19 protein-coding genes are annotated in these 20,947 nt (G+C 42.6%); 11 read left to right on the top strand and 8 right to left on the bottom strand.

Going from position 1 to position 20,947, the window contains the following annotated elements; genetic code table 11:
- Position 1 precedes the first annotated feature (1 nt).
- The 4 genes from NQU59_RS07500 to NQU59_RS07485 all read right to left on the bottom strand — a co-directional run bounded on the left by NQU59_RS07500 (position 2) and on the right by NQU59_RS07485 (position 2,984).
- Positions 2-712, bottom strand: a complete 711-nt coding sequence (locus NQU59_RS07500) for an adenine nucleotide alpha hydrolase (protein WP_257066214.1) — start codon at positions 710-712, stop codon at positions 2-4.
- Positions 709-1,515 carry an SDR family NAD(P)-dependent oxidoreductase gene (locus tag NQU59_RS07495; protein WP_257065592.1) on the bottom strand — a complete coding sequence of 269 codons (807 nt, stop codon included), beginning with the start codon at positions 1,513-1,515 and terminating at the stop codon, positions 709-711. Before NQU59_RS07495 ends, NQU59_RS07500 begins: the two co-directional genes overlap by 4 nt.
- Before the next feature lie 13 nt (positions 1,516-1,528).
- A complete protein-coding gene (locus NQU59_RS07490) occupies positions 1,529-2,191 on the bottom strand; it encodes a hypothetical protein (protein WP_257065590.1) in 663 nt (220 codons plus the stop codon).
- Positions 2,192-2,303: 112 nt separating this feature from the next.
- Positions 2,304-2,984 carry a hypothetical protein gene (locus tag NQU59_RS07485; protein WP_005243860.1) on the bottom strand — a complete coding sequence of 227 codons (681 nt, stop codon included), beginning with the start codon at positions 2,982-2,984 and terminating at the stop codon, positions 2,304-2,306.
- Between the two features lie 369 nt (positions 2,985-3,353).
- Here NQU59_RS07485 and NQU59_RS07480 point away from each other — a divergent pair, with 369 nt between their 5' ends.
- Positions 3,354-6,254 carry a valine--tRNA ligase gene (locus NQU59_RS07480; protein ID WP_005243862.1) on the top strand — a complete coding sequence of 967 codons (2,901 nt, stop codon included), beginning with the start codon at positions 3,354-3,356 and terminating at the stop codon, positions 6,252-6,254.
- Positions 6,255-6,399: 145 nt separating this feature from the next.
- Here NQU59_RS07480 and NQU59_RS07475 read toward each other — a convergent pair whose 3' ends face one another.
- The 4 genes from NQU59_RS07475 to NQU59_RS07460 form a co-directional block, all read right to left on the bottom strand.
- A complete protein-coding gene (locus tag NQU59_RS07475; RefSeq protein ID WP_257065570.1) occupies positions 6,400-6,774 on the bottom strand; it encodes an endonuclease domain-containing protein in 375 nt (124 codons plus the stop codon).
- 128 nt (positions 6,775-6,902) lie between these two features.
- On the bottom strand, positions 6,903-7,922 hold the full coding sequence (locus NQU59_RS07470; RefSeq protein ID WP_257065568.1) for a molecular chaperone DnaJ: 1,020 nt from the start codon (positions 7,920-7,922) through the stop codon (positions 6,903-6,905).
- 129 nt (positions 7,923-8,051) lie between these two features.
- Positions 8,052-8,861, bottom strand: coding sequence for a 3-hydroxybutyrate dehydrogenase (locus tag NQU59_RS07465; RefSeq protein WP_373462985.1), 810 nt, complete (start codon positions 8,859-8,861; stop codon positions 8,052-8,054).
- Positions 8,862-8,909: 48 nt separating this feature from the next.
- Positions 8,910-10,334: a GntP family permease gene (locus NQU59_RS07460; protein WP_257065565.1), complete on the bottom strand. Its 1,425-nt coding sequence runs from the start codon at positions 10,332-10,334 to the stop codon at positions 8,910-8,912.
- A 448-nt stretch (positions 10,335-10,782) separates the two neighbouring features.
- Between NQU59_RS07460 and NQU59_RS07455 the strand changes: the two genes are divergently transcribed.
- The 10 genes from NQU59_RS07455 to NQU59_RS07410 all read left to right on the top strand — a co-directional run bounded on the left by NQU59_RS07455 (position 10,783) and on the right by NQU59_RS07410 (position 20,929).
- Entirely contained in the window at positions 10,783-11,652 is an 870-nt protein-coding gene (locus tag NQU59_RS07455; RefSeq protein WP_161419859.1) for an IS982 family transposase, read from the top strand.
- Between the two features lie 167 nt (positions 11,653-11,819).
- The gene (locus NQU59_RS07450) at positions 11,820-12,704 is read left to right on the top strand and encodes a LysR family transcriptional regulator (protein WP_005243871.1); all 885 of its coding nucleotides are present in this window, start codon (positions 11,820-11,822) and stop codon (positions 12,702-12,704) included.
- 178 nt (positions 12,705-12,882) lie between these two features.
- Positions 12,883-13,587 carry a CoA transferase subunit A gene (locus tag NQU59_RS07445; protein ID WP_005243873.1) on the top strand — a complete coding sequence of 235 codons (705 nt, stop codon included), beginning with the start codon at positions 12,883-12,885 and terminating at the stop codon, positions 13,585-13,587.
- A 2-nt stretch (positions 13,588-13,589) separates the two neighbouring features.
- On the top strand, positions 13,590-14,231 hold the full coding sequence (locus tag NQU59_RS07440; RefSeq protein ID WP_005243875.1) for a CoA transferase subunit B: 642 nt from the start codon (positions 13,590-13,592) through the stop codon (positions 14,229-14,231).
- A 131-nt stretch (positions 14,232-14,362) separates the two neighbouring features.
- Positions 14,363-15,772, top strand: coding sequence for a short-chain fatty acid transporter (locus NQU59_RS07435; RefSeq protein ID WP_005243877.1), 1,410 nt, complete (start codon positions 14,363-14,365; stop codon positions 15,770-15,772).
- Positions 15,773-16,124: 352 nt separating this feature from the next.
- A complete protein-coding gene (locus tag NQU59_RS07430) occupies positions 16,125-17,312 on the top strand; it encodes an ammonium transporter (RefSeq protein WP_016541382.1) in 1,188 nt (395 codons plus the stop codon).
- Between the two features lie 424 nt (positions 17,313-17,736).
- On the top strand, positions 17,737-18,681 hold the full coding sequence (locus NQU59_RS07425) for a transporter substrate-binding domain-containing protein (protein ID WP_257065550.1): 945 nt from the start codon (positions 17,737-17,739) through the stop codon (positions 18,679-18,681).
- A 79-nt stretch (positions 18,682-18,760) separates the two neighbouring features.
- The gene (locus tag NQU59_RS07420; RefSeq protein ID WP_257065548.1) at positions 18,761-19,504 is read left to right on the top strand and encodes an amino acid ABC transporter permease; all 744 of its coding nucleotides are present in this window, start codon (positions 18,761-18,763) and stop codon (positions 19,502-19,504) included.
- A 1-nt stretch (position 19,505) separates the two neighbouring features.
- Positions 19,506-20,189, top strand: coding sequence for an ABC transporter permease subunit (locus NQU59_RS07415; RefSeq protein WP_005243884.1), 684 nt, complete (start codon positions 19,506-19,508; stop codon positions 20,187-20,189).
- Positions 20,186-20,929, top strand: a complete 744-nt coding sequence (locus NQU59_RS07410; protein ID WP_005243886.1) for an amino acid ABC transporter ATP-binding protein — start codon at positions 20,186-20,188, stop codon at positions 20,927-20,929. Before NQU59_RS07415 ends, NQU59_RS07410 begins: the two co-directional genes overlap by 4 nt.
- The last annotated feature ends 18 nt before the right edge of the window (positions 20,930-20,947 follow it).

Genomic DNA, 20,947 nt, shown 5'->3' with positions numbered 1-20,947 from the left:
CTTAGGATTCGGCAAAGATCGCTTGCCAATAATGATAGGTTTTCTCCTCCCCATCCTCCAGCTTAAACTCATATGACATCTGCCGCGTTTCAGCAATTTCAAATTCCACAGGAAACTTGAATAACCCACCTGCATAAGCAAAGGTATGGTATTCGCCATTTTCACCACAGACATCGACGTCGCTCGGCATCCGCCCAATTAGCGCTGCATCGATATCTTGCCCAATAAACGACGCATCGAGCTTGCTGGCATCGGTCACGATAATTTTGGTTTTAATCCCTGAATCCAAGAAATTCTGCATGACTTGGTTAGAGTTGAGATTCCAAATGGGTTCAACCACTTCAATGCCTAATGGATGTAAACGCTCTTCCCGATATTGACGCACATCACTGAGATAGATATCACCAAAGATGAAATGTTCAACACCTTGGGCTTTAAAATGATGGGCAGCATCCAGCATCCGTTGTTCATAGACAGGCAGATTCTTTGGCAAAAATACAGGATAGAGTGGAATACCAATACTCTCGGCCTGCTTTTCCAACAGTGCATGTGGAATGGCATGCATGGACGACAACTCTGTTTCTTCATTGACCGTGGTTAATAAGGCAATCACCTCGAACTCGTCCTGCTGTAAGACTTTATACAATGCGAGGGATGAGTCTTTGCCACCGCTCCAATTAAAAACGGCTTTCTTGCGATTGTTCACACTTATTTCACTTTCATTTTGCGAATCATCTTATACAACAAGTTGGGTGACAATCGAGAGACCAACACACCCAATTGCTCTTTTTTCCCACCGACGACAATATATTGCTCGCCTGCCATTAAGGATTCCACCACCCGTTCAGCAAAAACATCGGCATCGAGACCATTTTCAATGGCTTCATCCTGATACCCTTGCGGTTTTCCTTCACCATTCAGCGCATTAAAAGAGACATTGGTTTTAACAAAACCAGGAAAGACCACCGAGACTTCAACCCCATCATTCGCTACTTCAGCACGCAAACTGTTGGCCCACATATGAATCGCCGCCTTAGCAGCAGAATACGTGGCACGATATTGCGTACCCAACAAGCCTGCCACACTGGAAACAAACACCACCCGACCTGATTTTTGTTGCAGAAAAGTGGGTAATACGGTTTTGGTAAAGAAGACTTGGGAAAAATAATCTACTTCCATAATGGCACGTTCAGTATGCATGGTGGTGTCTTGAATCAGGGCCCGTTGACTCAAACCCGCATTATTGATTAACCAATCAATCCGTCCCTTACAGGCCAAAACCTGTTCATGGGCATGGCGGACTTGAGCTTCATCAGTAATGTCTGCTGCAATCGAAAGGTGTTGTTCAGGTTTAAGTAAACCCACTCGTACCGCTTCCAGTTCATCATAACGACGTGAAGTCAGGACTACTTGTGCGCCTTGCAAGGCACATTCCCGTGCCAAGGCTTTGCCTAAACCGGAAGAAGCGCCTGTAATCCAGACCACTTTATTTTCAAGCGTTTTGAGTTTTGCCATTTTGATATTCTACCTATGCTTGCTGACGCATAAACTTAAGAAAGTAATCCACATATGTTGCAGCCAACTGCTGATCAATTTGCGAACCTAATTTTTCCAGACGCTTATAACCAAGATGAGTGGTCATATTAATCACTCCATTTAAGGTTTTATCGACCACAAAATTGAACTTCAAACATTTCTTCGGTTCGCGGATTAAATGAGTTACCCCAACATCAATCACTTCGGTTAATAATTTCAATGCTTTTAAAATTTCAGCATGATCACCCTGTATAAGTTTCTGGCTGGATGCTTGGATCTGCTCAGCCAATTGCTGCTTAACAGGATAAGTCATATAAATACGTTCATCTTCAAGATATAAGGTTTTAGAAAGATATTCGACCAAAGGAATTAAGCGGTCATTGCCAAAGAACGAGATTGACCATGGCATATACTTGCGAATGGCCTCTAAAATTTGTTGTATGACTTTTTCAGATTCACCCGTTTGTGAATGCTGCTGGTTTTCTTGTAATAGCACTATAAAAACCTGTTCAATCACTTCACAAGCCATTTCAGATAAAACATTACCTAAAGCATTAGCCTGACTCTCTTTATTTCCTTGTAATAACTGCGTCCGAATATGTGCAAATCTTGCATAAGTATCCGCATGAATATTTAAAAAAACGGCGGTCTTCATTCTAATAACCCTAATTTTTAGATCACATAAAAAAGAGCTTGTGATACAAGCCCTTTTATCAGATCAACTTTTCTATCATTTTTTGCATTGTACTTGCCGAATTTAGCACACTCTATTCTGTATCGACATGCATAAATGCTAAAAAATGCTTGACGCAATCTGTTGCCGCATCACTATCCACCTGATTGCCCATTTTCTCTAAACGCTTATAACTTAAATGTGCCGTCATATTAATCACTCCATTTAAAGTTTTATCCACTACAGTATTAAAATTCAGACATTTTTTCGGTTCACGAATCAAGCTGGTCACGCCTAAATCGACAATTTGAATCAAGGTTTGGAACACATCAACCATCTCACTGATTTCATTATTTTTCAGTTGCGTAACGAGCGTATGTGCTTGCTGAACCAATTGCCGATCAATCGGATAAGACACATAGACCAGCTCATCGTGATACTTGATCATATTGGAAAAATAATTGGCAAATGGACAGAGACGCTCATTGCCAAATAACGCAATCGACCATGGCATATATTTGCGTACCGCAGCAATAATCTGTTGAATTACTTTCTCAGATTCAGCCGTATATTTTTGGGTTAACTGATTCGGTTGGCGATTTTGGATCAATAACACGGAAAAGACCTGCTCGACAATCTCACAGGCAATTTCTGACAGCACTTCACCCAAGATACGAGACTGGCTTTCATGCGTGCCTGCATTCAGTTGCTGACGAATGCTTTCAAATTGTCCATGTGTAACGTCATTAATTTTCAACAGGATTGAATAAGTCATGAGCAGCACCTTTTTTAGTTTTTCGCATTTTTATATTGTTGTTTTAAGCATCAATATTTTTAAGTTATGTGATGCATTAGACAAATCTAATCCTATTTGTATAAAAATCCAACGCCTTTCATCGGCTTTTTTAGAAAAAAATGAAGTCTATAAAGATGTTATGGTAATTGAGTAGCCAATTAGCGGTAATCAAAACCATTTTATGAAGATGTACTAAACACCCTTCTATAACAGTTCAAAAAACCGCAAATTAGTCATTCTTTAAGCGGCTTTTATCATTCACATCCGCTCAGGCTGAAATGCCTACAGAAGCGAGGATTTTTTGCTACAATAGATCTAATTTTTTATTCAATTTTAATCTTCTGTACTATGACTGACGCTCAATCTGCTCAAAATATTGCAACCACTTACGATCCAACCGAGATCGAAAAGAAATGGTATCAAATCTGGGAACAACAAGGTTATTTCAAACCCTCAGGTCAAGGTGAATCATTCTGTATCATGATTCCGCCACCGAACGTCACGGGTAGCCTGCACATGGGGCATGGTTTTAACAATGCCATCATGGATGCACTGACCCGTTACAACCGTATGATGGGTAAAAACACCTTATGGCAACCCGGGACTGACCATGCAGGGATTGCAACGCAGATGGTGGTCGAGCGTCAATTGGGAGCGCAAGGTGTCAGCCGTCATGACTTAGGTCGTGAAAAATTCATCGAAAAAATCTGGGAATGGAAAGAGCAATCAGGCAATACCATCACCCGTCAGATCCGTCGTTTAGGTTCTTCAGTAGACTGGTCGCGTGAACGCTTCACTATGGATGAAGGTTTATCCAATGCAGTCAAAGAAGTCTTCGTTAAACTGCATGAAGATGGCTTAATCTACCGTGGCAAACGCCTCGTCAACTGGGACCCGAAACTACAAACGGCCCTGTCAGATTTAGAAGTTGAATCAGATAAAGAAGAAGCAGGTTCATTGTGGCACTTCAAATATTTCTTTGAAGATAAAAACCTTCGTACCCATGATGGTAAAGACCATATCGTTGTCGCTACGACTCGTCCTGAAACCTTGTTAGGTGATACTGCGGTTGCTGTGGCACTGGATGATGAACGCTATACACACCTTGTGGGTCAGAACATTATCCTACCAATTACAGGTCGTGCTGTTCCAATCGTTAAAGATGAATATGTCGATAAAGAATTCGGTACAGGCTGTGTAAAAATCACCCCTGCACACGACTTTAACGACTATGAAGTCGGTAAGCGTTGTGAATTGCCAATCATCAATATCTTCAATAAAAATGCAGAAGTATTGGCTGAGTTTGAATACATTGCCAAAGCAGGCGAGCAAATTTCTAAAACCATCCCTGCTCCTGCGGACTATATTGGTTTAGAGCGTTTTGCAGCGCGTAAAAAACTGGTTGAACAAGCTGAAGCTGAAGGCTGGTTAGATCAAATCCAACCTTATACGCTGAAACCACCTCGTGGTGACCGTTCAGGTGTGATCGTTGAGCCATTATTGACAGACCAATGGTATGTAAAAATTGCACCATTGGCACAACCTGCAATTGAAGCGGTTCAAGATGGTCGTATCAAGTTCGTTCCTGAGCAGTACAGCAACATGTACATGGCGTGGATGAACAACATCCAAGACTGGTGTATCTCGCGTCAGCTTTGGTGGGGTCACCGTATCCCAGCTTGGTATGATGCTGAAGGCAACATTTATGTCGGTCGTAACGAAGCTGAAGTCCGCGCTAAAAACAACATCCCTGCGGATGTTGTGTTAAACCAAGATGAAGACGTACTGGATACATGGTTCTCTTCTGCGTTGTGGACCTTCTCAACTCTAGGTTGGACTGGCGATGCCAAGAAAGATGCGGAAAACTATTTCCTCAATACGTTCCATCCAACTGATGTATTGGTGACCGGTTTTGACATCATCTTCTTCTGGGTTGCTCGTATGATCATGTTTACGATGCACTTCATGAAGAACGAAGATGGTACGCCACAAGTCCCGTTTAAAACGGTTTATGTACACGGTCTGGTTCGTGATGGCGAAGGCCAAAAAATGTCGAAGTCTAAGGGTAACGTGCTTGACCCATTAGACCTGATTGACGGTGTTGATCTTGAGACTTTGGTACAAAAACGTACGACGGGTTTGATGAACCCGAAACAAGCGGCGAAGATTGAAAAATCAACCCGTAAAGAATTCCCAGAAGGTATTCAAGCTTATGGTACTGACGCAGTTCGCTTCACGTTCTGTGCACTTGCCAATACGGGTCGTGACATTAAGTTCGATATGAAACGTGTTGAAGGCTACCGTAACTTTGCCAACAAAATCTGGAACGCAACCCGTTTCGTATTGATGAATGTTGAAGGCCAAACCGTTGCTCAAGAAGCGCGTCCAGAGCTTTGGGAACTTCCAGAAAAATGGATCATGAGCCGTCTGCAAAAAGCAGAAGCTGCGGTACATCAAGCATTCGCTACCTATCGTTTAGACCTTGCTGCGCAAGCGATCTATGACTTTATCTGGAATGAATACTGTGACTGGTATGTTGAATTAACCAAACCCGTTCTGAACGATGCCAATGTGTCTGAAGAACGTAAAGCTGAAGTTCGCCGTGTATTACTTGCCGTGATGGAAGCGTCTTTACGTTTGGCTCATCCGTTGATGCCGTATTTGACTGAAGAAATCTGGCAAACGCTTGCGCCGATGTTAGGCAAAGGCGGTGCGACCATTATGACTGCGCAATATCCTGTGCCTGATCAAGCCAAAGTCAATGATCAAGCTGAAGCAGATATGCAGTGGTTACAAGGTTTGATTGGTGCGGTACGTAATATTCGTGGTGAAATGGGCTTAGGTAATGCGCGTTTATTGCCTGTTTTACTCAAGAACATTTCTGATGCTGAGCGTGAGCAAATCATCCGTATCGAAGCTTTATTCAAAGCATTGGCGAAAGTTGAAAGCATTGAGTTCTTAAGCAATGAGCAAGAACCACCGTTGTCTTGTTCTAGCGTTGTTAGCCATGCATCGGTATTCGTACCAATGAAAGGCTTGATTGATCCTAAAGCTGAATTGGGTCGTTTGCAGAAGGACTTGGATAAGGTTCAAAAGCAACATGATCAAATTGCCAATAAACTTTCAAATGAAGGTTTCGTAGCAAAAGCACCAGCAGCGGTTGTTGAGGGTGAAAAAGTGAAATTGGCTGAGTTTGCTGATCAGTTAGCGAAAATTAAGCAAAGTATGGAGCAAATTGCTGCGCTGTAAAGTGTTGCTTGTTTGATCTAATTTAATGTATAAAGGGCTGATTATTCAGCCCTTTTTATTAAAAATAAATTCAAGTTTTAAGTTCTTAGATTCCTTTCAAATTACAAAATATTGCCCTATACCTAATATGCAGTATTCCCTCTCCTCATAGGAGAGGTGTTTTTCTTTTTAAATGCGAACAAACATTCCATAAATCATCCAACACTCTCTCAGTATTTTTTAAAATCTCATGATTCCAATATCTCACTACTTTTAAATCCAAAGCTTCTAAAAACTTCGTTCGCTCAAAATCATAAGCTCGACCATCATCTGTATTATGTTGACTACCATCTAACTCAATGACCAAACCCAGTTCATGACAGTAAAAATCTACAATATATGGTGCAATAACATGCTGCCTACGGAATTTTAGATTCATAAATCGTTTGGCACGTAGTATTTGCCACATCAGATGTTCTGCATCTGTCGCATTACTGCGCATGGCTTTAGCGAATTCTAATAATTGTGGGTCTAGTTTCATTTTTTCTCCTATTTTTAATTTCCCTCACCCCAGCCCTCTCCCAAGGGGAGAGGGAGCATCCTTTGTGAATTAATTTATAATTTGATACGTGACATTCCCTCTCCTTCTAGGAGAGGGTTAGGGAGAGGTTACAACACCCCATGCCCCAACAACATCTCCACCCCACTCACCTTTTTCATATACTTTAAACGTTCTTTTTCCCACTTCAATTGCTGCTTTAACTCAGCACAATCAGCATCTATGGCTTTATACACATCACTAATATGCAGATGCTCGGCTTTGACTTTTTTCGCCAACTGAAAAGAATCTAAAATTTCGTCAATTTGGCTTTCAAGTTGCTGACTTTGCGCATCCAACGCCAGTTTATAAAACTTCACCTGCTCAGCCGATAACTCTTTGCTACCAACACCTTTGTTCTGTTCAAGCTGTAATTGAAGCTTGAGCAAGTAAAACAAATCCTGCTGTTCATAGGCCTGACTCGCCTGTTGGAACAACTCAGTTTTTTCTTCTTTCTTGGTCTCGTCTTGCTCACGGTCGGGGTGAATCATCGCAGCAATTTTTAAATACACCGTTTTCAGCGACTGCGCTGCCATCTGCTCTGCTTGTTCACGTTTCTGTTGCTGTCGAAGTTGTTTAGCTTGTTCACGGGCTTGTTGCTGTTCAGCCGCATATTGCTCAAACTCATCTTGTTCTAATGCTTCACTTTGCTCAGAATTTTCATCCTGTTCAAACTTGGCTGACTGTAGTTTTTTATTCTTTTTAGCCGATTGCTGTGCATGCTGCTGATAAAAAGTATCGATCTGCTTGACCAGCTTTAACTGTTCATCCTTCAACATCTTGGAACGCTTTAACATTTGGGCAAGCTGGGCAATTTTTTCATCCAGTTGCTGCATATCCGCTTTGGAAAACGCATGCTGCTGTAACAGCGTCCAAAGTTGATCTAACTGCTGAAACAAGATTTCATGTAGTTCACTATACACAGGCATCAGCTTTTGCCGTGTATGTTGTTGAATCTCGGCTTGGGCATTCTGCCATGCGGCAAGACTGATTTTTTGCTGCTCTATTAGATCAATCAGGCGATTCAGCTTTTTCTGCTGTGCAGATGGTTCAGCCCTTTGCTTTAAACTGACTTTGAGATCAAAAGACATAATGCATCTGCCTAAAAATAAAAAAGTGTAGCAATAATCAGACGGCGAAAGTAGCGGCACTCGAATAGAATCAACTTCATAAAAAATAAAGCCACTATATTGAGTGGCTTATTTAATTACATAAACGGATTACTGCGCAGTATAACCACCATCCATCACCACCGCCTGTCCTGTGATTCCTGCCCCTTTGCTACTGGCAAGGAAAATCGCATAGTCGGCAATTTCTTCAACACTGAGTAAACGCTTCTGTGGCACCATGGCTAAAATCACATCTTCCAAAGCACTTTCCAGACTCACATTACGGGTTTTGGCCAAGTCGGCAATTTGCCCACGTACCAACGGCGTATCCACATAACCCGGACATAATGCATTCACAGTAATGCCATCACGCGCACATTCCAAAGCCGCCACTTTGGTCAAGCCGATCACGCCATGCTTAGCACTGTTATACCCCGCCTTACCAGCAAAGCCAATCAATCCATTGATCGAAGACATATTGATAATACGACCATATTGTTGTGCTTTCATAATTGGAAATGCATGTTTAATCCCGATAAATGAACCTGTCAGCATCACCTGAACCAGCTTCTGATAAATATCAGTGGCGAAATCTTCAATTGCTGCAACATGCTGAAAACCCGCATTATTGATCAGGATATCCAGACGCCCAAAAGTTTGTGTAGTCAAATCAATTGCCGCTTTATAAGCTTGTTCATCAGTTACGTCACAAGGCGCTGATAGGGCTTCAAAACCCTGCTGTTTTAACTGCTCCACGGCTTGCTGACATTTCTCAGCATTGACATCAGAAATCACCACTTTGGCACCTTCCTGCGCAAATTTTTTCGCAATTTCTAAACCAATACCGCTCGCAGAACCAGTAATAAAGGCCACTTTGGCTTCGAGTTGTTGAGTCACTGTGCTACTCCTGTTCTTGATCATTTTGATTGCTCACCTGTCAAAACGGGCAAGCTGAAATTAAAATTTGCCTTAGACAATACCAAACCATGTAAATGCAGCAATCACCACAAATACCGCCAAGGTTTTAATAATCGTCACTGCGAAAATATCTTTATAGGATTGCTTATGGGTTAAACCTGTGACCGCAAGTAAGGTAATCACCGCGCCATTATGCGGCAGCGTGTCCATACCGCCCGATGCCATCGCTACCACGCGATGCATCACTTCAGGGGGAATACCCGCTGCTAAAATCGCTGCATTGTAGGTTTCTGCCATCGCGCTCAAAGCAATACTCATCCCACCCGATGCGGAACCTGTAATCCCTGCCAGCACTGTCGTGGTCACTGCACCATTCACCAAAGGATTGGTAAAGGTCGTCCCCAGTGCATGGCTAATCAAAGCAAAGCCCGGTAATGCCGCAATAATCGCTCCGAAACCATACTCCGATGCAGTGTTCATCACCGCCAATAATGAACCACTGATACTGGCATTCACACCTTCTTTGAAATTGGTCACTACACGTTGATAATCAAATAAAATTGCGGCAATAATGCCAACAATCAAGGCTAAACCGACAGCCCAAATCGCCCCTGTTTTTGCCACATCAACAGTGTAGTTGGCTAAACCAATTGCATTAAAATCAAAGCCATTCGGATACCATTCTTTGATGGCTGTGGATAGATAACGGTTCATCACCGCAACCAGAATCAACGGCACAAAGGCCATACCTTGACGCAGCACTGAACCGTTGTTTTGCTGAGATAGCTCTACATTAGCAGTCGTTTGCATGGCTGCATCTTCAGCAGCAAAACCAGCATAACCTTTACCTGCACGAGCAGCAGCTTTACGGCGTGACTCTAGATACAACAGCCCCATGCTTAAGACGAAGATTGCGCCAATTACACCCAAAAACGGTGCTGCATAGATATTGGTACCAAAGAAGGTGGTCGGAATCACGTTCTGAATTTGTGGTGTACCCGGCAAGGCATCCATGGTGAATGTAAATGCGCCTAAGGCAATGGTGCCGGGAATCAAACGTTTTGGAATATTGGCCTGTTGAAACAACTGATTGGCAAATGGATAAATCGCAAATACCGCCACAAATAAGCTAACACCGCTATAGGTCAGAATCGCTCCCAGTAAAACCACGGTTAAAATGGCTTTCTTTGCACCAATCAAATTGACAATGGTACGGGCAATCGACTCGGCAATACCTGACATTTCCACCACTTTGCCAAAGATCGCACCCAGCAAGAACACCAGAAAATAGTCTTTAATGAAATTAACCATTTTCGGCATAAAAACGCCCGAATAAAACGGCAGTACATTGGCGGGGTTAATCAGAAAAACCGCCAGCAATGCACATAACGGTGCCATTAAAATCACGGAAAAACCGCGATAGGCCGTGTACATCAGCAAGCCTAAAGACAGCAGAATGACAAATAAGTCCCACATATTCTTTTACTCCATTCCAAAGAATATATGTCAGGGTCAACCAAATTATTTTTTTTATACTATGTGGTGGTTATCCTAACCATAAACAAAATTAAAATACTGCGAACTGCAGTACAGAATCTAAAGCAAAGATGCATGCTAAAACGTATTTTAAAATAGCATTAAAATCATAAAAACAATATCATTAAACCAAAATAAAATATTTAAATTAATCATAAAAATCATAAAGATACAAAAATAACACCTAAATAATTTAATTGATTAATAAAACAAATCAACTATTCAAAAATACTCATTAATCCAATCAAAGTATATTTAGCTTATTCTTTTTAAAATCCATTTTTAGATATTAAGATAACCCGAATCGCGGATAAGAAATTGACTTGAAAAATAAGAGGACTAGAGCCATCAGTTGAGTTACCACACCAAACTCACAACTCTAGTCCTGATGTTCAATAGTACCGAATTATTCTGCGTAATTGATGATTTTTTTCTTAAATTTGAATCAACTTATTGGGAGTTTCTCAAACAAAACTGTGGTTCCTTAAGAATCAGAACTGCTCAACTCAAAATTTCAGAAATCTGCTTTATTGCCATTTGGTACAAATGCTCTCATTTCAATAATTTCAAAGCCTTTTTCACCTGGTTAAAAGAAGATAAAAGCCATTTATTTAAGTACTTGCCTTGCTATCAAAGGATGATTCATCTGATCAATATGCACCAATTGGCCCTACACGCTTTACATGTGGCGCTGATGAAAGACCAAACTACACAATATTTATGGATTGATTCAACAACTCTGCCAGTTTGTAAAAATCAACGGATTCAGCGTCATAAATCATTAGTCCAAATTGCATCACGTGGTAGAAGCTCAATGGGCTGGTTTTATGGCTGTAAATTACATATTGCGATGAATCAATTTGGTGAAATTGCCTGTTCTGCTTTATCGAATGGACATGTTGCTGACATAAAAATGGTTGAGCAATTGGTTGCTGGTATAGAAGCAAAACTTTACGGGGATCGAGGTTACATCAGCCAAGAATTAAAAATCAGATTGAAAGATCAAGGTATTGATTTAATTACTTATCATCGAAAGAATATGCAGGCTATTCAACTCTGTGCATCAGATGAATATCACCTAAGACAACGCAATAAGATAGAAACATTATTCAGTTTATTGAAGGGGCAATACAATTTAGTGACGAGTAAAGCACGTAGTATTCATGGATTTCTTGGAGGAATTTATGCCTCGCTATGCGCATATCAATTAACCCATCAAAATAAGCCAACAATTCAAATTAAGGAATCATCGGCTTAAGCAGGATCCGGGTTAAGATAAAATAACTCAATAATCATTTGCCAATTTTTTAAAAATAAACAGCTTGGCTCGCATCAGCGAATTAACAAAAATGCCAGTCACAATGTGCTGTTTTTTTTATAAATTACAGCATATAAATCAAAAACTTTCCGCATAGGTCGTCCACCATGACTTTAAAGCAACTCAAAGCATTTCTGGCTTTAACTCGTACCCTGAATTATGCAAATGCCTCTGCTGAATTGCATCTCAGTCAATCTGCTTTAAGTCTAAGTATCAAATCACTGGAAGAAGAACTCGGTGGCAAACTGTTTAAACGCAATACCCGTCGGGTTGAATTGACACAAGAAGGAAAATCCTTGATTCCTTATGCCAAGAAATTACTGGCCAATTGGGAAGATATGGAAAAAGACGTCAAACAACGTTTTAAACTCAATCGCGGAACATTGAATATTGCTTCGATGCCCTTTGTCACCCATGCGATTTTACCGCAAGTGATTCATAACTTTTTAGCCAAACATCCCAATATCAGCTTTTCCATTCATGATATTCCCAATGAAAAAGTACTGGAAAATGTGCAGGATGGCATTTTTGAAATAGGGATCTGCTTTGAACCGCCACGCAATGATCAATTGGAGTTTAAGCCCTTATTTGAGGAAGATTTTCTTGCGCTCTTACCAAAAACACATCCTTTGGCAAGCGCGGATTCGATCAGTTGGAAACAACTGTGTGCAAATCCCTTTGTGACCTTGCAACATCCCTCGATTGTTCGGCATTTGATTGAAGAAAACTGTCTTAAAAACCATCTGACATTAGATTTAAAAGTTGAATGTCATCAGATCAGTTCCCTCTCCAGCTTTGTGGCATTAGATATGGGGGTCAGTGCGATACCGCGCCATTTTCAGAATTTCATCGACAAGGAACATAATGTGCTGATTGAAATTGAAGATGGCAAACTGCCGCAAGCGATTGGCATTGTGTATAAGAAGGACTTTGAGCTTTCCAATATCTCAGCCGAGTTTATCGAGATCTTGCTACAACATGATTTTGGCTAAGCCCTTTCGGCTGATACGCCAAAACAGATTCGCCCTATTATCGTGCCCTGTTGAGTGAATTAGATGAAATTTATTGTATTAATGAGTTTCCCTCATTAATCCTTTAGAAATTTAAACTTCTGTAAATAACCCCTGAGTGCTAAAACTATTAGAAACCAAGGAATTTACAGGTAAAAAAATGAATAAAGTCTATTCAAGCGCAGCACTGGCACTACAAGACGTGGTGCAAGATCAGCAGACTTTTGCGGTTGGCGGTTTTGGCTTATGCGGTATTCCTGAGGCCTTGATTCAGGCGCTGAAAGAAACAGGTGTCACAGGCCTGACTTGTATCTCCAATAATGCAGGTATTGATGATTTTGGCTTGGGTGTGTTGCTCAAGACCCGACAAATTAAAAAAATGATCTCTTCCTATGTGGGCGAAAATAAAGAATTTGAACGCCAATATCTAAATGGTGAACTCGAAGTTGAGCTCACCCCACAAGGCACATTAGCGGAAAAACTACGCGCGGGCGGTGCTGGTATTCCTGCTTTTTATACTGCAACAGGTGCAGGTACCTTGGTGGCTGAAGGTAAGGAACAACGCGAATTTAATGGTCGTACCTATATTCTGGAACCCTCTCTTACCGCAGATGTGGCCTTGGTCAAAGCCTATAAAGCGGATAAAGCCGGCAATCTGGTGTTCCGTAAAACCGCTCAAAACTTTAACCCTGAATGTGCAATGGCAGGAAAAATCACCATTGCTGAAGTAGAACAGATTGTAGAAATTGGCGAACTGGATCCAGATGAAATCCATTTAGCAGGGATTTACGTCAATCGTGTGGTGCTGAATGCCACGCCAGAAAAACGAATCGAACAAAAAACCCTCAAAGCACAGGACGCATAATCATGGCATGGACACGTGAACAAATGGCACAACGTGCCGCACAAGAATTACAAGATGGTTTCTACGTCAATCTGGGTATTGGCCTGCCAACCCTAGTTGCCAACTACATTCCAGAGGATATGGATGTGTGGCTGCAATCGGAAAATGGTCTGCTCGGCATTGGTGAGTTTCCTACAGAACAGCAACTTGACCCTGATTTAATCAATGCAGGCAAACAAACCGTCACCGCGCGTGCAGGTGCAGCCTTTTTCTCAAGCAGTGAATCCTTTGCCATGATTCGTGGCGGACACGTCAACATTGCCATTTTGGGTGCCATGGAAGTCTCCGAGCAAGGTGACTTGGCCAACTGGATGATTCCGGGCAAGAAGGTCAAAGGCATGGGTGGTGCGATGGACTTGGTTGCAGGCGTACAGCGTGTGGTGGTGTTAATGGAACACAATGCCAAAGACGGGACTGCCAAAATCGTCAAACAGTGCAGCTTACCACTGACAGGTCAAAAAGTCGTACATCGCATTATTAGCGACTTAGGTGTTTTGGATGTTGTTGCTGAAGGCATCAAACTGGTGGAGTTAGCGCCTGATGTGACTGAGCAGCAAATTCAAGCTGCTACAGGTGTTGAGCTGTTGATTGAAGCCAAAGCTTAACCCTACACACCCTTTTATTTTTCTCGTTGAAGTGATGCTGTAATGGCATCACTTTTCGCTGTTTTCGGGAACAGCACATTCATTTAGGACAAATGGATGAGATACAACAAAATTAAAAATGGATGCTCAAGATGAATAAACAACCTGCCGTGTTAGAACGGTTTGCCCTGCGGATTAGTAACTGGTCGGAAAAATGGTTTCCTGACTCCTATATTTTTGCTCTGCTCGGTGTGATTATCGTTTCCTTTGCTGCCATCGGCATTGGTGCATCGGTACAAGATGTCGCAAGCTCCTTCGGGAATGGTTTCTGGAGTTTAATCCCTTTCACCTTACAAATGACCATGCTGATTATTGTCGGTTATGTGGTTTCGGTTTCTGCACCTGTAAAAAAACTGATCCAGAAAATGGCACGTATCCCGCACTCAGGTCGCAGTGCCATTGTCTTGGTCGCCACGGTCAGCTTATTGATTTCTCTGGTCAATTGGGCAGTCAGTACCATTTTGACCGCATTGTTGGTAATTGCGTTGGCAAAACGAAAAGAGCTACAGATGGACTACCGTGCTGCCGCCGCCGCTGCCATTATTGGTATGGGCGCAACCTGGGCACTAGGCATCAGTTCGTCTGCGGCACAATTACAGGCCAATAAAGCCAGTTTGCCTGAATCCATCTATAACCTCACCGGTGTGATTCCATTTACCGAAACCATCTTCCTATGGCAATCCATGCTAATGACTCTGATCTTAGTGATTGTCTCGATTGCGATTGCCTATTGGTCTGCACCAAAGGGTGACAATGTCAAAACCATGCAGGATTTTGAGCTGAGTTTTGATGAAGAAGAAAAAACTGAAGTTAAATCAACCCGACCAGGAGACTGGTTGGAAAACTCACCCTTATTGACCATTATTGTGGTGGCACTAGGTTTGATCTGGATGTTTATCGAATTTTCCAAAACCAATCCCATCATCGCCATCTCCAGTCTTAACACCTATAACTTTGTGTTCTTGATGCTTGGTCTGGCACTACATCGTACCCCGCGAAACTTCCTCAATGCAGTGAGTCAGGCAGTGCCTGCGGTGTCGGGGATTCTGATCCAGTTCCCGCTCTACGGCAGTATCGCCTTTATTATGACCCAAGCACTGAATAGTCAGGATTTATCGCTGTCGCATTATATTGCTGAATTCTTTGTTTCGATTGCCTCGAAAGAAACCTTTGCAATTGTGATGGGCATCTACTCTGCGGTACTGGGTTTCTTTGTTCCTTCTGGCGGTGGTAAATGGATTATTGAAGCGCCTTATGTGATGCAAGCAGCCAATGATTTACAAGTGCATTTAGGCTGGTCGGTGCAGATTTATAATGCAGCCGAAGCCTTACCAAATCTGATCAATCCCTTCTTTATGCTGCCAATGCTCGGGATTTTAAAACTCAAAGCCAAAGACGTGATTGGTTTTACTGTGACTCAATTGGTATTCCACCTGCCTTTAGTGCTGTTCTTACTGTGGATTTTAGGCCGTACCCTCACGTATAGCCCACCAGTCATGTAACTACACAGCTCCGTCAGCGCCACTTTTTATCTTGAAACTCTTGAAGATGAAAAGTGGTGATCCCTGTTGCTTACTACAGTAAAAAATCATCTACCGATCTTCATGCGCGTTCTCTCGGCTCGCTTTATTCAGTAATGTCCAAAACCGTGCTATTTTTAAGCAAATTGCACCACTTTTCACCAAAATTACAATTTAACTTCTAAATTGGTGCGTTTTTTGCTTTAGATATTGCATCAAATTAAGTTGTTGCAATACAGCTTGAGTTTCTAGATTTACTAAATCCATTTTGGTGCAGAAAACGAATCAAATATTTGCATCAAAATAAAATTTAGCACTTTTTTTGAGCACCACTATGCAAAACGTAGATCTATTTTTCTTACTGCTCGGGGCAGTACTGGTATTGGCAATGCACGCTGGCTTTGCGTTCTTGGAATTGGGCACCGTGCGCCATAAAAACCAAGTCAATGCATTGAGTAAAATCCTCACCGATTTTGCCATTTCAGCGATTGCCTATTTCTTTGTAGGCTATTGGATTGCATATGGTCAAAACTTTTTCCATGCAGGCAGTACCTTAGCAGCCGATCATGGTTATAACCTGATGCGCTGTTTCTTCTTACTGACTTTTGCTGCGGCAATTCCCGCGATTATTTCGGGTGGTATCGCTGAACGTGCCAAAATGCGTGCGCAAGCCATTGCCACACTGATCTTGGTTGCCCTGATCTACCCTTTGTTTGAAGGCATGATCTGGAATGGTAACTACGGTCTGCAAAAATGGTTAGAGAACTCTTTTGGTGCAAGTTTCCATGACTTTGCAGGTTCCGTTGTGGTGCATGCCATGGGTGGCTGGATTGCCCTCGCTGCGGTGATTTTACTGGGTGCCCGTCATGGTCGTTACAAGAATGATGGTCGTGTCAGCGCCCATCCACCCTCATCTATTCCATTCCTTGCTTTAGGTTCATGGATTCTGATCGTGGGCTGGTTTGGCTTTAACGTGATGAGTGCACAACGGGTTGAAGCCATCTCTGGTCTGGTGGCAATTAACTCACTGATGGCAATGGTCGGTGGTACTTTGGCAGCCAACTTTATGGGCCGAAATGACCCTGGCTTCTTACACAATGGTCCTTTGGCAGGTTTGGTCGCAATCTGTGCAGGCTCAGATATTGTGCACCCAATTGGTGCGTTAATCATTGGTGGTACGGCGGGTGCACTGTTTGTTTACCTGTTTACCTATACTCAGAATAAACTGAAAGTTGATGATGTGTTAGGTGTCTGGCCATTACATGGGGTATGCGGTGCCTTGGGTGGTATCGCAGCAGGCATCTTTGGACAACAGGCGCTCGGTGGTCTCGGTGGTGTTTCCATCATCTCGCAAATCATTGGTACGGGTCTCGGTATCATCATTGCCTTGCTTGGTGGTTTTATTGTCTATGGCCTGTTAAAAGCCACAATGGGGATTCGTCTTTCGCAAGAAGATGAATATCGTGGTGCAGATCTTTCCATTCATAAGATTTCAGCCAACTCTGAAGAGTCCATGTTCTAAATGTAACACCCTTTTAAGCGACGGCAACGTCGCTTTTTTTATATTGAACAGATCGCAATTGCATTCCAATATATCGAATTAATTTCAACTCAATTGCGCTGTTTATGGAGATCAGCACCCCAATCGGGCTTCCAGACCGCTCCCCGCCGTCACTCAAATCCAGATGGTAATCATGGCACATATCATGCTTTATATTTCTTGCAATTTTTACGGTAATTTACAACTTTTAAATTACGCCACTCATCCACATTACGATTAACAAAACCGTAAAAAATATCGCTTGAGCATGTGCATTCAACTCCATTAAGATGAAAAATAATGTTTTTTAATACACCAAAAAGAACACATTATTTTTCATAAAAATGAACGGTTAAACCGCAACAATGACGCATGTGATCATAACGATACAAAAGGAGTTTTGTACATGATTTATAAACGCACCATGACCTCTCTGCTTTGTGCAGGCACTTTGATATTTGGACTCAGTGCCTGTAGCGATAACAAAGCGCCAACGGCTGGCGACAAAGCGACTGAAGGCAGTGCATCGGCTTCAGGAACATTAAACAAAATCAAAAGTTCTGGCACGATTGTGCTAGGTTATCGCGATTCATCAATTCCCTTTTCATATATTGCCTCTACCCCAAACCAACCGGTTGGTTATGCACATGATCTGCAACTAAAAGTCGTTGAAGCTGTAAAGCAGAAGCTGAATATGCCAGATCTGAAAATCCGCTATAATCTGGTCACCAGTCAGAACCGGATTCCACTGGTCTCGAATGGCACGGTAGATCTGGAATGTGGCTCCACCACCAACAATAAAGAACGCCAGCAGCAAGTCGATTTCTCTGTCGGTTTCTTCGAAGTGGGTTCTCGACTACTCACCGCTAAAAATTCGGGCATTAAAGACTTTGCCGATTTAAAAGGTAAAAAACTGGTCACCACTGCGGGTACGACGTCTGAACGCTATATCCGTCAACACCAACAAGAACTTGGCATTGGCGAAATCATTTCTGCCAAAGACCATGCTGAATCATTCTTAATGCTACAAAATGGTCGTGCTGTCGCGTTTATGATGGACGATATCCTGCTGGCAGGAGAAAAATCCAAAGCTAAAGATCCGAATCAATGGGAAATTGTCGGCACAGCACCCATCCATGAAATTTATGGTTGTATGCTGCGCAAAGGTGATACTGGCTTTAAACAGGTGGTTGATGATGCCATTAAGGCAACCTATGCGTCTGGTGAAATCAACAAGATGTATGAAAAATGGTTCCAGCAACCGATTCCACCAAAAAATATTAATTTGAACTTTGCCATGACCGATCAGCTCAAAGCCTTAATCAGCACCCCACATGATCGCGATCAGTAATTCGCTCCCCTTATCGCAACAATAGTATTGTGGGGTCGGGAAACAGAGGATGTTGTCCCGACTCTACTCAGGAGTTGTTATGAATTATAGCTGGAACTGGGGTGTTTTGTGGCAATCAACAGGCATCGGCGATACCACCTACCTGAACTGGATTGTCACGGGCCTCGGATGGCTCATTGTGATTGCTGTGGTTGCATGGAGCATTGCCCTACTGCTCGGCAGTATTCTTGGCATCATGCGCACACTTCCCAATAGAACCGCCAGAGCAATCGGTACGGCCTATGTGACGTTATTTAGAAATGTGCCCTTACTGGTTCAATTATTTATTTGGTTTTATGTCGTTCCTAACTTTCTGCCTGCACCGATTAAAAGCTGGTGGATCAATGATCTGGGCGCCAATACCACCGCGCTGATTTCCGCCAGTGTCGGACTCGGTTTATTCACTGCAGCACGTGTATGTGAGCAGGTTCGGACAGGCATTGAGGCTTTACCCAAAGGGCAAATCAATGCTGGCTATGCTATGGGATTTACTACGGCACAATTGTATCGCTATGTCATTCTACCGCAGTCTTTTCGTACCATTTTGCCGCCACTGAGTTCTGAACTGACCAACTGCGTGAAAAACACCTCGGTCGCCTCATTAGTTGGGGTGGCAGAACTCATTTCACAGATGAAAACCATTAGTGAATATACCCAGAACACCATCGAAATTTATACCTATGTCACACTGATTTTTATCGTGATCAACATCTGCCTCATTTTTAGTATGAACCTTCTGGAAAAACGCCTGCGTATTCCTGGTTTAATCTCAGGAGGCAAGTAATATGGATGGATTCACTTCTTTTCTAAATGACTTACAGCAGTCTGGCCCCGCACTCTGGTATGGATTCAGCATCACCTTAAAAGTGGTGGTGATTGCCACTATTGGTGGTATCGCCATCGGTACGCTACTAGCAATGATGCGTTTGTCTTCAATCAAAATTCTGAATTGGATTGCACAGGCTTATGTCGACCTGTTCCGTTCCATTCCACTGCTATTAGTATTGATGTGGTTCTATTTTGCAGTGCCATTTTTTTATACCGCAATCACAGGCCAATACCTGACCATTGATACTGCTTTGGTTTCAAGTATCGTGGCCTTCATGCTGTTTGAAGCGGCTTATTTTTCTGAAATTGTACGTGCAGGCATTCAATCCGTCCCCAAAGGTCAAGCTGCAGCAGCTCAAGCCTTGGGCATGAGCTATGGGCAGTCGATGCGACTAATTATTCTGCCTCAGGCGTTCAGGAAAATGACCCCGTTATTACTGCAACAAACCATTATCCTGTTTCAGGATTCCACCATGGTCTATGCGATTGGACTACTCGATTTTTTCAGAACAAATTATGTTCGTGGCGATTTAATGTCTCTGCTTACCCAATATATTTTATTTGCAGGGTTGGTGTACTTCACTATCAGCGCTCTCGCGACATTCGCAGTGAAACGTTTACAAAGGAGGTTAAGTGTATGAGTGACAATAAAGTAATGATAGACCTCCAAAATGTCAGTAAGTGGTATGAACAATTTCAGGTACTGACTGAATGCAGTACTCAAATTTGCCAAGGTGAAGTGGTGGTGGTTTGTGGCCCATCGGGTTCAGGAAAATCCACCTTGATTAAAACAGTGAATGGGCTTGAGCCATTTCAGCAAGGCAAAATCTTTGTCGATGGCGTGCCTGTGCATGAACCCAAAACCGATATGACCAAACTGCGGAGTCGAGTCGGTATGGTATTTCAGCACTTTGAACTGTTTCCACACTTAAGTATTACCGAAAACCTGAGCATTGCTCAGATCAAGGTGCTTGGACGCTCAGAAGCGGAAGCCAATAAAAAAGGACTCGCCTATCTGGATCGTGTGGGGTTGAGTGCGCATGCCAATAAATATCCAGCACAACTCTCTGGAGGTCAGCAACAACGGGTCGCAATTGCGCGTGCCCTCAGTATGGACCCGATTGCGATGCTATTTGATGAGCCGACCTCTGCACTTGACCCTGAAATGATCAATGAAGTACTTGATGTGATGGTCGGGCTGGCCAAAGAAGGGATGACCATGATGTGTGTCACCCATGAAATGGGCTTTGCCCGCCAAGTCGCCAATCGTGTCATCTTCATGGACCAAGGAAAAATTGTTGAAGACTGCTCCAAAGATGAATTCTTTGGTGCACCACGTGGGGAACGAGCTCAGCAATTTCTAGATAAAATTCTGCATTAAGTTTTTCATACATCCCCA

Source organism: Acinetobacter colistiniresistens (assembly GCF_024582815.1).
Taxonomy (GTDB): Bacteria; Pseudomonadota; Gammaproteobacteria; order Pseudomonadales; family Moraxellaceae; genus Acinetobacter.
This window is presented reverse-complemented; position numbering and strand designations above follow the sequence as displayed.

Excerpts from the sequence above, each read along its gene's own strand:
- NQU59_RS07495 (WP_257065592.1), bottom strand. The coding sequence starts at position 1,515 with ATGGCAAAACTCAAAACGCTTGAAAATAAAGTGGTCTGGATTACAGGC.
- NQU59_RS07490 (WP_257065590.1), bottom strand. The coding sequence starts at position 2,191 with ATGAAGACCGCCGTTTTTTTAAATATTCATGCGGATACTTATGCAAGA.
- NQU59_RS07485 (WP_005243860.1), bottom strand. The coding sequence starts at position 2,984 with ATGACTTATTCAATCCTGTTGAAAATTAATGACGTTACACATGGACAA.
- NQU59_RS07480 (WP_005243862.1), top strand. The coding sequence starts at position 3,354 with ATGACTGACGCTCAATCTGCTCAAAATATTGCAACCACTTACGATCCA.
- NQU59_RS07475 (WP_257065570.1), bottom strand. The coding sequence starts at position 6,774 with ATGAAACTAGACCCACAATTATTAGAATTCGCTAAAGCCATGCGCAGT.
- NQU59_RS07470 (WP_257065568.1), bottom strand. The coding sequence starts at position 7,922 with ATGTCTTTTGATCTCAAAGTCAGTTTAAAGCAAAGGGCTGAACCATCT.
- NQU59_RS07465 (WP_373462985.1), bottom strand. The coding sequence starts at position 8,861 with ATGATCAAGAACAGGAGTAGCACAGTGACTCAACAACTCGAAGCCAAA.
- NQU59_RS07460 (WP_257065565.1), bottom strand. The coding sequence starts at position 10,334 with ATGTGGGACTTATTTGTCATTCTGCTGTCTTTAGGCTTGCTGATGTAC.
- NQU59_RS07455 (WP_161419859.1), top strand. The coding sequence starts at position 10,783 with ATGTTCAATAGTACCGAATTATTCTGCGTAATTGATGATTTTTTTCTT.
- NQU59_RS07450 (WP_005243871.1), top strand. The coding sequence starts at position 11,820 with ATGACTTTAAAGCAACTCAAAGCATTTCTGGCTTTAACTCGTACCCTG.
- NQU59_RS07445 (WP_005243873.1), top strand. The coding sequence starts at position 12,883 with ATGAATAAAGTCTATTCAAGCGCAGCACTGGCACTACAAGACGTGGTG.
- NQU59_RS07440 (WP_005243875.1), top strand. The coding sequence starts at position 13,590 with ATGGCATGGACACGTGAACAAATGGCACAACGTGCCGCACAAGAATTA.
- NQU59_RS07435 (WP_005243877.1), top strand. The coding sequence starts at position 14,363 with ATGAATAAACAACCTGCCGTGTTAGAACGGTTTGCCCTGCGGATTAGT.
- NQU59_RS07430 (WP_016541382.1), top strand. The coding sequence starts at position 16,125 with ATGCAAAACGTAGATCTATTTTTCTTACTGCTCGGGGCAGTACTGGTA.
- NQU59_RS07425 (WP_257065550.1), top strand. The coding sequence starts at position 17,737 with ATGATTTATAAACGCACCATGACCTCTCTGCTTTGTGCAGGCACTTTG.
- NQU59_RS07420 (WP_257065548.1), top strand. The coding sequence starts at position 18,761 with ATGAATTATAGCTGGAACTGGGGTGTTTTGTGGCAATCAACAGGCATC.
- NQU59_RS07415 (WP_005243884.1), top strand. The coding sequence starts at position 19,506 with ATGGATGGATTCACTTCTTTTCTAAATGACTTACAGCAGTCTGGCCCC.
- NQU59_RS07410 (WP_005243886.1), top strand. The coding sequence starts at position 20,186 with ATGAGTGACAATAAAGTAATGATAGACCTCCAAAATGTCAGTAAGTGG.